Origin of the sequence: uncultured Campylobacter sp., assembly GCF_937981295.1 — a bacterium.
Taxonomy (GTDB): domain Bacteria; phylum Campylobacterota; class Campylobacteria; order Campylobacterales; family Campylobacteraceae; genus Campylobacter_B.
In genome coordinates this window covers 1-14,555 of record NZ_CALJPC010000101.1, presented here as the reverse complement: position 1 = coordinate 14,555, position 14,555 = coordinate 1, and the positions used below count along the sequence as shown (strand labels likewise).

At 47.8% G+C, this 14,555-nt stretch carries 12 protein-coding genes and 1 pseudogene; 8 read left to right on the top strand and 5 right to left on the bottom strand.

The features are described from left to right. Positions 1-24: 24 nt before the first annotated feature. The 4 genes from Q0135_RS10765 to Q0135_RS10750 are packed head-to-tail and all read right to left on the bottom strand — an operon-like array spanning position 25 to position 4,691. Complete coding sequence (locus Q0135_RS10765) at positions 25-2,259, bottom strand: NnrS family protein (RefSeq protein WP_297990393.1); 2,235 nt, start codon at positions 2,257-2,259, stop codon at positions 25-27. Then, positions 2,252-2,941 carry an ATP-binding cassette domain-containing protein gene (locus Q0135_RS10760; protein WP_297990392.1) on the bottom strand — a complete coding sequence of 230 codons (690 nt, stop codon included), beginning with the start codon at positions 2,939-2,941 and terminating at the stop codon, positions 2,252-2,254. The genes Q0135_RS10765 and Q0135_RS10760 overlap by 8 nt, the downstream gene beginning before the upstream one ends. Continuing rightward, positions 2,941-3,738 (bottom strand): ABC transporter permease, encoded by a 798-nt coding sequence (locus tag Q0135_RS10755; protein ID WP_297990391.1) that lies wholly within the window; start codon positions 3,736-3,738, stop codon positions 2,941-2,943. The genes Q0135_RS10760 and Q0135_RS10755 overlap by 1 nt, the downstream gene beginning before the upstream one ends. Then, positions 3,732-4,691: an ABC transporter substrate-binding protein gene (locus Q0135_RS10750; protein WP_297990390.1), complete on the bottom strand. Its 960-nt coding sequence runs from the start codon at positions 4,689-4,691 to the stop codon at positions 3,732-3,734. Before Q0135_RS10750 ends, Q0135_RS10755 begins: the two co-directional genes overlap by 7 nt. 191 nt (positions 4,692-4,882) lie before the next feature. On the opposite strand from Q0135_RS10750, the gene ilvD reads away from it, so the two are divergent. The 3 genes and pseudogenes from ilvD to Q0135_RS10735 all read left to right on the top strand — a co-directional run. After that, complete coding sequence (ilvD, locus tag Q0135_RS10745) at positions 4,883-6,556, top strand: dihydroxy-acid dehydratase (RefSeq protein WP_297990389.1); 1,674 nt, start codon at positions 4,883-4,885, stop codon at positions 6,554-6,556. A 56-nt stretch (positions 6,557-6,612) separates the two neighbouring features. Next, the gene (locus Q0135_RS10740) at positions 6,613-8,196 is read left to right on the top strand and encodes a hypothetical protein (protein WP_297990388.1); all 1,584 of its coding nucleotides are present in this window, start codon (positions 6,613-6,615) and stop codon (positions 8,194-8,196) included. 200 nt (positions 8,197-8,396) lie between these two features. Continuing rightward, positions 8,397-8,558 (top strand): annotated as a pseudogene (locus Q0135_RS10735) (YeeE/YedE thiosulfate transporter family protein); the annotation flags it as partial. 103 nt (positions 8,559-8,661) lie between these two features. On the opposite strand, the gene Q0135_RS10730 reads toward Q0135_RS10735, so the two are convergent. Further along, positions 8,662-9,927, bottom strand: coding sequence for a 3-isopropylmalate dehydratase large subunit (locus Q0135_RS10730; protein WP_297990387.1), 1,266 nt, complete (start codon positions 9,925-9,927; stop codon positions 8,662-8,664). Positions 9,928-10,024: 97 nt separating this feature from the next. Between Q0135_RS10730 and Q0135_RS10725 the strand changes: the two genes are divergently transcribed. From Q0135_RS10725 to Q0135_RS10705, 5 genes are all read left to right on the top strand, one after another. After that, on the top strand, positions 10,025-10,549 hold the full coding sequence (locus Q0135_RS10725) for a nitroreductase family protein (protein ID WP_297990386.1): 525 nt from the start codon (positions 10,025-10,027) through the stop codon (positions 10,547-10,549). A 5-nt stretch (positions 10,550-10,554) separates the two neighbouring features. Beyond that, the gene (locus tag Q0135_RS10720; protein ID WP_297990385.1) at positions 10,555-11,877 is read left to right on the top strand and encodes an NFACT RNA binding domain-containing protein; all 1,323 of its coding nucleotides are present in this window, start codon (positions 10,555-10,557) and stop codon (positions 11,875-11,877) included. Positions 11,878-11,926: 49 nt separating this feature from the next. After that, positions 11,927-12,691: a phosphatidate cytidylyltransferase gene (locus Q0135_RS10715; protein WP_005872778.1), complete on the top strand. Its 765-nt coding sequence runs from the start codon at positions 11,927-11,929 to the stop codon at positions 12,689-12,691. Continuing rightward, the gene (gene dxr / locus Q0135_RS10710) at positions 12,685-13,770 is read left to right on the top strand and encodes a 1-deoxy-D-xylulose-5-phosphate reductoisomerase (RefSeq protein ID WP_297990384.1); all 1,086 of its coding nucleotides are present in this window, start codon (positions 12,685-12,687) and stop codon (positions 13,768-13,770) included. Before Q0135_RS10715 ends, dxr begins: the two co-directional genes overlap by 7 nt. 187 nt (positions 13,771-13,957) lie before the next feature. Then, on the top strand, positions 13,958-14,555 hold a 598-nt coding region (locus Q0135_RS10705; RefSeq protein ID WP_297990383.1), incomplete at its 3' end, for a hypothetical protein.

Genomic DNA, 14,555 nt, shown 5'->3' with positions numbered 1-14,555 from the left:
TTAGCAAGCCCGCTTTGATGATTATCAATCCGGATCCGCGCTGAAAGGATTTTTCAGAAAGATCGGGATGAAATTTATCAGATATAGCGCGACCGCGGCGATGAAAAGCGCCGAGGGGATCATCACGTATAAAATAAAGCTCTCGCCCGCAAAAATGGCTCTTACAGCCCCCGCGAGCAGAGCCAAAACGAGCGCCGCGCGGCTTAGGCGCGGGAAGTTTAGCGGCGAAATTCCGCTGTGGCGCTGGCCGGCGATCATTCCTACGAAAAGTATCGCTCCATACATATAGCAGATCGCGATGACGTGCAGCGGCGCGGCAGCGTATCCCCCGCGGATCAGCGCCGCGCCCAGCCACAGGTACCCCGCCGCGCACGCAGCTTGCAACGCGTAGTAAAACGCCATATAGTGGCGGCTTAGAATTTCGGCGTAGTGCAGCTCGCGAAGTTTCGCCAAAAACAAAAATCCGATGCCAAGCGCGATAAATCCGCACGTCGCCTCGCTTAAAAATGGCGTCGCGAGCGCCAAGGCAAAGGCGAGGAAAGCCGTTAAATTTTTGTAAATAAAATTTGGAATAAAAACGGCGTCGCTTAGCCCCGCCTCTCTTAGCGCTTCATTGCCGATGACGACGCTTATACGGTAGCTTACGACGGCGATTGCCGCGACGTTGATATGCACGAAGCTAAGCAAAAACTTCTCATCTCCGCTCGCGCCGTAGGCCGCAGAGCAGGCGCAAAACGCCGCTAAGACTGCTAGGATGCTAAAATTATTCGAGTTTTTATCCAGCCACAAAAGCCGCGCCGCAAAGATGAAAAATACTGCCCAAAACAGCGCCGTAATCGCAGCCGCGAGCAGTAAATTTAAAAAGCTTGCGATAAAAGCCGTGATCAGGCAGGCGGCAAAGGCGAGTGAAACGGGCTTTAGCGAGCCCTCGAAGTTCGTCCAATCGGGCAGCGCGGTAAGCAAAAACGCCGCGTAGATGCACGAGGGCGCCAAAAATAGAAAGTAAAACTTATGAGCGCCGACATAATCGATCGCCAGCGCATCGGGTGCTAGGAAGCTAAGCGCGCCCAGCACCGCAAAAAAGCAGGCGCAAAGAACGAAGGCGCGCATCGGATGGGAGAAAAAATTCCTAGCGCGCTCGTCTTTAAATTTAGGCGCGTAAAAGCCCAGCTCTTCGCGCTTTCCTGCAGAGTTCGGCTCCGCTTGATTATCCTGCGTGGAATTAGCCTTAAAATTCCGATCGGAATTCTTGAGCTCCTGCGGCGAAACAGGTTCGGTTTGGTTTTGCGTGGAATTGGTCTTAAAATTCCGATCGGAATTTTTAGAGCTCTGCGAAAAGTTCTGAACAGAATTTGGTTCGGCATGGCTTTGCGCGAAACTGGATTTAAAATTTTGACTTTGATCGGAATTCTTGGCGCTTTGTAAGAAGCTTAGCGGTAAATTTTGCTCGGAATTTTTAATGCTCTGCGAGAAGCCCAGCTCGGAATTTGACTCAGCGCTTCTGCCGCTTTGTGAGAAGCCATGAGTGGAATTTTGATTTTTGAAACTTTGCACGGGCTCCGCTTCCAAGCTGCGAGCGGAATTTTTGAAATTTCGCGTAGAAATTCCGCCTGAATTTTTAAAATAATCTGCGCCAAATTCACAACGCAGACGGGCGTCTGGGTTCGCACCAAATCTGCAATGCGGGCAGGCGGTACGAGCAGGGCGATCGGATACGCGCTGCAAAGGATCGCTCGCGTTAAGGCTGAGCCGTGAGCTGGGACTCTCGCTAGAGCCGCGGTATGTATCGCCGCATAATAGCGCCGAATTTCGCGCAGCAAAGCCGTAGCGCACTGCGCCGCTCAAAAGCACGCTCATGTTATAATCGCAGTTCGCACGGCTGCACAGTTCGTATTTTGGCGCGGCAGAACCACGGCATCCGATGTCCTGCGAAAGGCTATATCCGCTTGCGCTAAGATCGCAGCCTCCGATGTCCCGAAAGGGCCTGTCTATGCAAGCAACGAAATCATAACATTTAGCATCTCGCAAGAGCCTGTGTCCGCCCGCTCCGACATCGCGACATTTAGTACTTTGTAAAAACCCATGCCTGCGTGCGCCTAAATCGCAGTATTCGGCGCTCCGCAATAGTCCGTGTCCGTACGCGCCCGGATCGCGACGCGCGCCAAAGCGGAGTTTGCTCGCGTCTGAACCGCAACGTAAGTTTAAATTTTGTGCGGAGCCTCCCTGTTTGCGCGCATTAAAGATAAAATTTCTACTCATAATAGCTCACTCCCCTAAACTGCTCGCTTACCACGCGCTCTTCGTACCGCTCGTCGCGCGCGCTTAGCGGCTCATCTAGCCTCACGACGCGCCTAAGCCCCATCCCTTTGGGCTCGAGCTCGATGATCTCGTGGCTTAGGCGTGCGGCTTCGAAGCGGTCGTGGGTCACCAAAAGGCAGGCAAGCCCCTCGCGCTCGATCTTTGAGACTAAAATTTCGATCAGCACGCCGCGCAGATCGCGATCCAGACCTACAAACGGCTCATCAAGCAGCGCTAGATCGCAGCCGCTAAGGATCGTGCGCAAAAACGCCGTGCGCTTTTGCATGCCGCCGCTTAGCTCGCGCGGGAATTTATTCAGATCACTCGGGCTAAGCCCGATCTTTGCGGCAAGGGCGTAAATTTCGTTCACGCCGGCGGGGCTAAAAATTTCGATATTTTTAAGCGCCGTGAGGTTTGGTAGCAGGCGGTTTTCTTGAAACAAAAAGCTGATTTTCTTAAAGCCGTTTTCGATCTGCCCGCTTTTTTTATCCTCTAGCCCGCAGACCAGCCGCAAAAGCGAGGTCTTGCCGCAGCCGCTCGGACCAAAGAGCGTCTTTACTTCGCCCGTGCGCAGCTGCAGTGAAAAATCTGAAATTATAACGTCGCGCAGAATTTCGTAGCGCAGATTTGAAATTTTTAGCATCATCTGCTCCACGGCATCAGTAAAATTTGAAGCGGCTTGGTCACGAGATAATCGAAAAGCGCCGTAAAGGCTATGACTAGGCACACATATGCCATAACCTCGACCGTATCGATATTGACGCGTGCTTCGGCGATCTTTGCGCCGATGCCGTCGTTCGCGCCCAAAAGCTCCGCCATCACAAGCACCTTCGCGCCGTTGCTGACCGCGACGTAGATCGCGGGAAGCAGCCGCTCGATTAGATGCGGCGCGTAGAGGTAGCGCAGTTTTTTTAAAATTGAGCTTTTGTAGCTGTCAAAAAGCTCGGTGTATTCGGTGCTCACGCTAGCCATCGCCTGCGCCGCGGACGCAAAAGTCATCGGCGCGACGACGATAACGACGGTAAAAAGCACGCTTGTATCGCCGAAATGAAACCAAAATATCGCAAGCACGATCCAAACGATGGGCGGCGTCGAGAGAAGCACGGTAATTAGCGGGTTTAAAAAGGCTCGCAGGCTTTTAAAATACCCTGCTGCAAGCCCGCTGCAAATCCCCGCAAAAAGCGCGAGGAAGGTGCCTGCAAGCGCACGTTTAAGCGACAAGGCCAGATCGTTTGCGGCGAAATTTTTTAAAATTTCGCACGCCTTAGAAAAAACAGCCGCGGGTTCCGGAAGGATGAGCGGCCCGTAAGCCTCGCTCGCCACCTGCCAGACGGCTATGAAAAAGCACACCGCCCCTAGGCTCGCAAAGCCGCCCCACAGATAGTCTATGACGTAAAATACGGGGTTTTGAGCTTTGCGAATTTTATCGATTTTTAGCATAGGAAAAACTCGTCCTTAGGCATCGCACTGCCGAGGAGCTTAGGGTTAAATTCCATTAAAATTTCATAAAATTTCAAAAGCTCGTCCTTGATCTCGCTAGGTTTTTTGACGCACAAATTCGATGTATCGATGCTCATAAATATCGCAGGCGGCGGCGCAGGAAAGAAATTCGTCCCGATCGCCGCGGCGCTTTGTTTGTTCGCTTTGATCCACGCAAGCGCGTCTGCCAGATCGGCATTTAAAATTTCAAAATCCGCCTTTTTCGCGGCGTAAAAATCGGTATCAGCGATGATGCCAGCCTGCGGGATGATGGGCTTTACCGAAAACGCCTGCGCCCACATATTGCTTAAATTTGCTCCTCGCTGCACAGCGATGCCCGATGCTTTGCCCTTCAGGATCATGGCGCTTGCTAGCGGCTCGACCGTGATCGCGACGTCGTAGTCCTTGGCCAAAAACAGTTGCGCGCTCTCTGCGGGGCTGGCGGTGTAGTCGATATTTAGCCCGCTAATGCCCTGCTTTTTCGCTATGGCTCGCACGATGATGTCTAGCATGTCGTTTTTAAAAGGCATGACGATCTTCTTGCCTTTCAGCTGCGCGAATTCCGTTATCTTCTCGCCCTTGCTCATCACAAAATTTAGCCCCTCGGTGAGGATATTTACCATACCGATCTTGCGCCCCTGATTTGCGAGGTTCACCCCCACGTTGCTAGGGCTCATCATGACCTTGTACTCGCCGTTTGCCACGCCTGCGCGCAGCTGATCGGGATCGCGCCAAAGTTCGAGCTTCGCGTCATATTTTTTGCCGATCTGCCCCTGCATGCACGCAACGCCGATGATGAGGCTAGGCATCGCGGGCGCGCCGTAAATAGTAAAGGTCTCCTTTGCAAAAAGAGGGCTAGCAAGCCCGCTAGCCGCCAACGCGGACGTTAGTTTTAAGAAATTTCTTCTTTGCATCTTCTCCTCTTTTCATTCCTGCCAAACGGCAAGATTTTGATAATCGATGTGCAATTATATCAAAAACAGGAGTGATTCGGTTTGATTAAGCTCAATAGTCCGGTTTTAAATTTTAATGCGCAAAATTTAAAACGCCCGCAGCGGTAAAATTTTATGCTAAAATGGAGAAAATTTCAATTCAAGGATATAAAATGAGAAGCGACATTATCAAAAAAGGCTATACGCGCGCGCCGCACAGAAGCTTGCTAAGAGCGACAGGACTAAAGGACGAGGACTTTGAAAAGCCCTTTATCGGCGTGGCAAACAGCTTTATCGAGATCATCCCGGGGCACTTTTTTCTCAACAAATACTCCGAAATTTTAAAAGACGAGATCCGCAAAAACGGCTGCGTGCCGTTTGAGTTTAACTGCATCGGCGTGGACGACGGCATCGCGATGGGACACGCCGGGATGCTTTACAGCCTGCCTAGCCGCGAGCTGATCGCAAACTCCATAGAAACGGTGATGAACGCACACGCCCTAGACGCTCTCGTGTGTATGCCAAACTGCGATAAAATCGTACCCGGCATGGTGATGGGCGCGCTTCGCGTGAATGTGCCGACGGTTTTTGTTAGCGGCGGCCCGATGAAAAAGGGCTACACTAAAAAAGGCGAGCCGATCGACCTATCTACGGCGTTTGAGGCGGTGGGTAAATTTGAAACCAAAGAGATCAGCGCCGAGGAGCTAAAAGAGATCGAGTGCAAAGCCTGTCCAAGCGGCGGCAGCTGCTCGGGGATGTTTACAGCAAACTCGATGAATACGCTGTGCGAAGCGATGGGTATCGCGCTAAAAGGCAACGGCACCGTGCCGGCGCTCACGCCCGAGCGCGAGGAGCTTATCAGGCAGGCGGGACGCCGTATCTGCGAGATCGCGCTAGATGAAAAATACAAAATCCGCAACATCGTAAACGAAAAATCTATCCAAAATGCCCTAGTCGTCGATATGGCGATGGGCGGCAGTAGCAACACCGTGCTGCATATCCTAGCTATCGCGCGCGAAGCTGGGGTAAATTTACAGATCGCAGGGCTCAACGAGATCAGCCGCAAGATCGCGCATATCGCCAAAATCAGTCCAAGCCTGCCAAACGTGCATATGGAGGACATCGACCGCGCGGGCGGACTAAGCGCCGTAATAAATGAAATTTCGCGCCGCGACAACGGGCTACTGGGTCTAGACGCGCTAACGGTAAGCGGCGAAAGCCTAGGCGAGCGCGTCGGAGCGAGCGCCATAAAAGACGAATCGGTCATCCGCAAGATCGAAAACGCCTACTCGCAGGTCGGCGGGCTGGCGATTTTGTTTGGAAATTTAGCCGAACAGGGCTGCGTCATCAAGACAGCGGGCATCATAGGCGAGCGTAAATTTAGCGGCAAGGCCGTGTGCTTTAACAGCCAAGACGAAGCGATAGAGGGCATCTCAAGCGGCAAGGTAAACAAGGGCGACGTGGTTGTCATCCGCTACGAAGGGCCGCGCGGAGGCCCTGGTATGCAGGAGATGCTAAGCCCGACATCGCTCATCATGGGGCGAGGGCTCGGCGCGGACGTGGCTCTCATCACGGACGGCAGGTTTAGCGGCGCGACGAGGGGACTAAGCGTCGGACACGTGAGCCCCGAAGCTGCCGAGGGCGGCATGATCGGACTGCTACAAGACGGCGACATCATCGATATCGACGTGGATACGTACGCGATCAACGTGCGCCTAAGCGAAGCCGAGATTGCAGAGCGCAGAGCTAAATTTAAGCCGATTGAAAAACCTCTGCCGTTTCGCTGGCTACGAATGTATCGCAAGCTAGTAACGAATGCTAGCAACGGAGCGATTTTGGAGGCATAGAAATTTAAAATCGGTAGGTATCGTAGTTTTAAAAATTTAAATAAGGAATGATTTTTATGTTTGAAGGAGATTTTACCTATAAGGATTTAAAACTAGTAGATGATGAGATAGGCGCGCTTTCAAATTTTAAAAACCTAAATAAGCAATGGTGCCATGCACATAACATAAATAAAATTATTGATAAATTTAAGCACAAAATAAGTATAGGATGGGGAATTGAGTGTATAGAGAACCTCCTGACAAAATGTATTAAATACGAAAACAAAATCGATAAAATCAGATCGTATGTGAAAGACATAATGGATAATAAATATAATCTTTTATCAGAGGAATCAAAAAAGGATATTGATGAAATCTATATTTCACTAACTTACCTTAAAGAAAATGGTATAAATTCTATAAGTATATATACAATAAAGAAGCTATCAACTGATTATGAAAAGATACTTAGAATATTAAAAATACAAAAAGAAATTGTTAAAAAATCAATAAAAACTATAGATATTGAGGATAAAAAGAAACTTTATATAAAATTTCTTAAAAACGAGAGTGAAATATATAGAATTTATAATAATTTACCGGATAAATTTATCAAAGACAAAAAAACATATATAAGCCATGTTTCAAATTCTATGTTAAGCGACGCAAAAGAAATCATAGCAAAAGGTATAAAATATAAAATATTTTCTGTATTAAATTTTGTAGTTTTTGGAGCGCTTCTTTGCATACCATATTTTTTAGAGTTAAGAAGAGTGCCGGAAATTTCTATAGGAAGCATACCTATATCCTTAGTTGCAGTTTTTGCTATTGCTGTATTTTTGACTTTATATTTTTGTATTCTTGTATTTTTACAAAATTACTTTTTATTTAGATGCTGGTACGAAAGTAAAAATAAAATCAAATACTGTTTTATAGAAGTAGATTTTGTTGCAATACTACTAATGGCCCTTTTTCCACTAATTTATTACATATTAAATTTATCGTATTCTTCACATAGATGTCTTAATGATATAGGTTGTTTATTTGGAAGATGTCTAGGTTTGCATGCAGTATTACTAGTATACTTTTTTTGTAAATTTTGGTGGGATAATAAAGATGAATTGAGCAATATTTTTCTAGCTGCTTTTTTAATATTTATTTCCGATTTGCTAATATTGATAGCTATTTATTTTAACTATGCAGATGAATACATTCTTATAGTGGTTTCTATGGCGATTCTTTCTTTTTTAATAAGACTTCTTCAAATTAGTAAACAATTCGCATACAGAGTTCTTTTATTTGTATTATCTTTTATGACTTTAGTATTTTTACTATTTGCTAGTAATAGTGGATTTTTTGTTAGAGTTGTAGGTCTGGCGAATTACCAAACCGACTTTGATATCAAAAAAGAAAATATACCGGAATACGTAAATTTAGAAAATATCAATAAATGCAAAAATACGCAGGATAAAGACATAAATTTTATAAAATATACTTGCATATCTGACGAAATGCCAAGTTCGACGGTAAAATTTAAAAACATCCTCGTAAAAGCAAAATCAGACGGCAGATATTGGCTAGAAGTCATAGCAAAAGATCAAAATAAAAGTAAAATAGATGATTATAGATTTTGGATTTCGGAGAAAAATATTATAAACTAAATAAAATACTGTTAAAACTTTATACTAATTTTAGTAATATCAAACTTTAACTATATCTTCGAATTTATCATTCGCTATTTCAAAAATCGCTTTGATATTTTCCTTACGTGCATAGCTTATCTTTGCGCCAGTTTACCGCGTAGTCGTAGGCTAAATTTACAATCTCGTCTAGCGTCTCGCCTTTGATGCCGACGATTTTTATGGCGAACGAGGTCAAATTTCGCCTATCCGCGAGTAAAGTCTAGATATTTCGGGTGATCGTAGGCAGCTTGTTAGCAGGCTTTGGCGCACATTTGGCATTTGGTTGCAGCCTACTTAATTATTTCACTAGACCGCCGTATTTCTCGCTACGTACGTGGATCTTGCTGTGTTTATGGTGTTGGCGTCTACACCGGGATCAAGCAAGCAAATTCATTAGGTCACATATAGACAAACCGCATTGCCATTAAGTTTTAAATCCTAAATCTACAAATCCCTCGGATCGGCGATCTTACCTGCGACGGCGCTAGCTGCGGCGACGGCGGAGTTTGCTAGATATACTTCGCTCGTTCTATCGCCCATGCGACCGACGAAATTTCGATTAGTCGTGCTTACGCAGCGCTCGCCCACGCCCAAAATCCCCATATATCCGCCCAAGCACGCGCCGCAGGTCGGGTTGCTCACGACTGCGCCCGCTTCTACGAAAATATCCCACAGCCCCTCTTTTTGCGCGGCCAGAGCGATTTTTTGCGTCGCAGGTGTGATGATGAGGCGGGTTTTGCGCGCGACCTTGCGACCTTTTAAAATTTGCGCGGCGATCCGTAGATCGGAGAGTCTGCCGTTGGTGCAGCTGCCGATAAAGACCTGATCGACGGCGATATCATCGCGCACCGCCTCGCGCACGCTCTTGCCATTGCTAGGTAGGAACGGATACGCGATCACCGGATCAAGCTTGCTAACGTCGATCTGTAAAATTTGCTCGTAGTTCGCGTCCTCGTCGGAGTAGTGAAATTTCGGCTCGGCGCGCAAATTTTTATCTGCCAAAAATTCCTTCGTGATCTCATCGACCGCGACGATACCGCTCTTGCCGCCCGCTTCGATCGCCATATTGCAAAGCGAAAATCTGCTATCCATATCCAGGTGTTTAAGCGCGTCGCCGCAGAACTCCAGCGCCTTATAGCGCGCGCCGTCCACGCCGATGAGGCGGATAACTTCCAAGATCAGATCCTTGCCGTAGATGTGCGGCGCGGGCTTGCCGTGAAAAATTACTTTGATCGTAGGCGGTACTTTAAACCAATTCTTGCCCGTTATCATCGCGAAAGCTAGATCGGTGCTGCCCATACCCGTCGCAAAGGCTCCCAGCGCGCCATGGGTACAGGTGTGGCTGTCCGCGCCGATGATGACATCGCCGGGCACTACGAGCCCCTTTTCAGGCATCAGCGCGTGCTCGATACCCATATCTTTTTCGTCGAAATAATTTTTCAAATCGTGCTTGTAAGCAAACTCGCGTGAAATTTTAGCTTGGTTTGCGCTTAGAATATCCTTCGTAGGGATATAGTGATCCATCACGATCGCGAAGCCGTCCGGGTTGGCGAGCTTTTTCGCGCCGCTAAGCTCAAACTGCTTGATAGAAATCGGCGTCGTGATGTCGTTGCCGATGACCATATCAATGGCGCTTTCGATGATCTGCCCCGCAAAAACCGCCTCGCCCACGTGCTCGCTAAAAATTTTCTCCGTGATCGTCTGCTTCATAAAATCTCCTTCGTATCGGTTAAATTTGCGCGATTTTAGCTAAAAAATCATAAATTTTTGCAATTTTATGTATAATTGAGCCGCAAGGAGCGAGACGATGGAAATTTTAGATATTTTTGCAAACCGCAGAAGCGTAAGAAAATACGCGCAGGGACCGCTTGAGGACGAGGCGCTGGATAAAATTTTAAAAGCGGGCCTGCTTGCGCCGTCGGGGCATGCACGCCGCCCGTGGGAGTTCATCCTTGTGCGCGACAAACAGATGCTTGAGCGACTAAGCGGATGTCGCAGCAGCGGAGCGAATATGCTAAAACAGGCCGCGGCCGCGATCGTCGTGATCGCAGATGAGCAGAAGCAAGACGTCTGGATCGAAGACTGCTCGGTAGCGCTAGGCTACATGCACCTTGCCGCAAGCGCGCTAAATCTTGGCAGCTGCTGGGTGCAGGTAAGGCTGCGTGCCGCTGCGGACGGACGCAGCTGCGAGGAGTTTTTGCGCGAGGCGCTGGGCTTTCCGCCAAATTTCAAAGCAGAAGCGATACTAGCCCTCGGCGTACCGCAACAGCGCCCGAACCCGCACGATCTGCAGAAGCTAAATTTGAGCAAAATCCACAAAGAGAAATTTTAACGCGTATGAAGTACCAAAGTTTAATTCAAATTTGCGAGTATCTACGCGCCAAACGCTTCCTTTCGCACATTAAACGCGTAGGAGATAACCTTTTTAAAGTCTGCTTTGACGGCAACGAGACGCTGTTTTTTGATATGAATAAATCGGGCTGCAATATCCACGAAAATGACGCTTTTACCGAAGGTAAGGTTTACGCGGCGCCCTTTGATGTGCTACTTGCCAAACGCTTCGTAAAATCACGCATCACTTCCGTTAGCGTGCCGGAAAATAATAGAATTTTATGCCTTAGCGTGAGCCAAAACGCAAGCTACAAAACCCAAAGCTCAAATATCTACTTCGAATTTACCGGGCGATTTACCAACGTAATAATCACCGATGAAAACGATGTGATTTTAGAGGCGCTGCGGCACTTCGAGACGGAATTTAGACAGATCAAGGTAGGAAGAAAACTTCGTCATCTGCCGCCTGCAAATATTAAAGAAGCCCCCGTGCCAAAAATTTCGAACTTTAGAGCATTTTTTCGCGCGGAATTTAACGCGCTAAATGCGGATCGCTTAAACTCGCTCAAATCAGCAAAAATCACGGCGCTAAATAAAAAGCTAGACTCGGTGTGCGAGGCTTTAGGCTCTTTGCAAAGCAGCGCCGAACTACTGCGAAGCGCCGAGCTTTTAGGTGCAAAAGCCGCCTTGCTAAAGGAAAATATCTATAAAATTCCAACCAGCGCGCGAGAATTTACGCTGCAAAAAGAAGGCGCCGAAGCGGTAGAATTTAAACTGCAAAAGCCTGTAAGCGCCGCTTTGGGCGAGCTTTACTCCGAGGCAAAGCGTATGCGCCAAAAGGCTGCAAATATACATATCGAAGAGCAAAATTTAAAGGAGAAACTCGCGTTTTATGAGAATTTAAAATCGCTCGTCCTTGCCGCACAGGACGCACACGAGATCGAAATTCTAATGCCTAAGCGCACGCAAATTAGGCAAAAAAGCAAGGAAAAAAATAGCGAATATGTAGCGAACTTTTATCTAGGAGATTTTAAAATCAGCGTCGGTAAAAACGAAAAAGGCAATGAGCTCTTACTAAAAAATAGCTCCAAGTCCGACTATTGGTTTCATCTTAAGGATATTCCAAGCGCACACGTCATCGTAAAGACAAATAAGCAAAGTCTAAGCGAAGAGGTGATCGAATTCGCCGCTAAAATTTGCGTGAGCTTCAGTGCAAGCGGCAGCGGAAAATATCTCGTCGATTACACTAAACGTCAAAATGTCAAAATCAACGAAGGTGCTTTCGTAAACTACGTAAATTTTAAAACAATCAGCGTTTTAAAGCCGTAATAAGCGAGCTTGCAGTATAATTGCTCAAAATAAATTCCAAGGAAATTCTATGAAGCAAAGAATAATCACGGCAAGCATTTTACTCGCCGTATTTTTAGCTCTAATTCTCATAAACGCCAGGTGGCTAAATTTCGCCGTATTTGCGCTAATACTCGTGCTTGCGTTTTTTGAAAGCCTCAAATTATGGGGTCTGGAGGAAACTAGCAAAAAGTGGCTCGCGCTGGCGATCGCGTTTTTTGCGCTGCTACCATTTACGCAAACCGATGAGCCTTTCGTCTCAGCGCTAAAAGTTAGCATCCTGATGATCTTATGCGTCGCCTCTGTCGTAGCCTTTACCAAGGGCCCTAGCCTAAAGATCACGCTTCCTTTTATCTATCCCGTTGCGCCGATATTTTTTATGTGGGCGGCTTACGATGATTTCGGGGAAGTTTTTCACTTCGTTTGGCTGATCTTTATTATCGTAGCTAGCGATAGCGGCGCATATTTTATCGGTAGAGCCTTTGGCAAAACTCCGCTAAGCGCTAGCTCGCCGAATAAAACCGTAGAAGGCGTGCTAGGTGGTCTTGCGCTCGCGCTTATCGTTAGCCTCATTTATGCGCGCATCTTTACCAATATGCCGCCGCTTGAAATTTTAGGCAAAACCATCATCATAGCAATTTTTGGCGTGTTCGGCGATCTGTTTGAGAGCTACCTAAAACGCGCGGCGGGCCTTAAAGATAGCGGCGCGCTCTTTCCCGGACACGGCGGGATCTTAGACCGCATCGACGGCTATATGTTCGGCGCGATCGCGATGGCGATAGTCTATTCATGGTAGTTTTAGGCTCCACGGGCTCTATCGGCACAAACACCCTAGACGTAGCCGCGCGTAGCGGTAGTATGATCGAAGCGCTTAGCTGCGGGCGCAATATCAAGCTTTTAAACGAACAGATCGCAAAATTTCATCCAAAGCTCGTCTGTATCGCGGATGCGCAGCAAAAAAGCGAGGTAGATCACGAGCGCGTATTTTGCGGCGCGGATGGAATTTTGCAGATGCTTGCGGAGTGTAAAAGCACGACCGTCGTAAACGCTCTCGTAGGTTTTGCAGGCATGATGCCCAGCCTAAAAACCCAAGAGCTCGGAAAGAGACTGTGTCTCGCCAATAAAGAAAGCCTCGTCGTCGGCGGGAAATTTCTGCAAACGGATAAAATTTACCCGATCGACAGCGAGCATTTTGGACTGAAATTTTTACTTAGCAATGCCAAAATCCCCGTTTCGCGCCTAATCATCACGGCTAGCGGCGGCGCGTTTTATGACGTGCCGCTAACGCAGCTGGGTTCGCTCACGCCGCAAAACGCCCTCAAGCACCCCAACTGGAAGATGGGCGCGAAGATCACGATCGACAGCGCCACGATGGCGAATAAGCTCTTTGAGGTGATCGAGGCGTTTTGGCTCTACGGCACGCGCGAGATCGATGCGCTTATCGAGCGCACCTCGCAAATCCACGCGTTGGTCGAATTCGCAGACGGCTCTACGACGGCGCATATTAGCAGGGCCGATATGCGGCTAGCCATCGCGCACGCGATGTTTAGCGGCGACGTACGGGAGCAGATCACCGCACCTGTGGATCTGTGCTCGCTACGACCGATAGAGTTTAAGCCGATCGACACGATGAAATTTCAAATTTTTACCCTCAAAGACGCACTGTTAGCAAACCCCGATCTCGGCGTCGTCATCAACGCCGCGAACGAAGCGGGCATAAATGCGTTTTTGCAGCAGCGGTGCCGCTTCACCGACATTGCGCGCGTGGTGCTAAAGTGCGCGGAGAAATTTAACTCGCCTAGCGTGACGGACGCAGAAGCGCTTGCGGCTGTGGATGCGAGCGTGCGAGCGTATGCAAACGAACTGCTGAAATAAGTTTTTCCAATCACGGGATTTATGCTACAAGTTGAGCTTGGCGGCAAATTTCACTGCGCGCGGCTCGCGCAAGTAGCCGTAAAATTTAGCGGCATCTAAACAGCGTGCACCTATTGCGCCGTATCGGGCGCAGATTTATGCTGCGCCGCAAGGTTGTGCCGTTAAATTTAATAAATAGAGGTTTGGCGTGGATATTAAAACCGTCATAGATTTAGAAAAGCAGCGCAAACGGCTCAAGAAAAGTCGCAAGCTTTGGAAAATTTTAAGTTATCTCGTAGCGTTCGTGGTTTTCGGTCCGATGCTTGCGCTCGCATTGATAATCATCTTTCTCGATTTTCCCAAACTCGATCTTGGCATAGAAAGTTTATTCTTTTTAGTCATGTCTATTTTAGTAATAATCGGCACGCGGGACGAATTTTACGAGTGGATTTTTGAGCGCAAAACCGAGCAGTTTTTGATGCGCTACAAAGAGCTTTATCTCAAGCCCTATATCGAAAGCCTGGGTTTTTCGTATAAAATGGGCGCGCTTTTTCAGGAAAAAGAAGTAAGGCAAAGCGAGATATTTGACGGATTTGATAGATTTCGCGCGGATGATCTGGTTTACGCGAACGTGGACGGAGTGGATTTTATGTTTTGCGACATAAGGCTGGAAAAGGACGTCAGCAGGGGAATTTCATCCTTTTTTAAAAAGAGATACTTTAAATTTTTCGAAGGACCCTTTTTCGTGGCAAATTTTAATAAAAAAATCTGCTCCGACGTTTTTGTCTTCTCGGATGCGGCGGCGC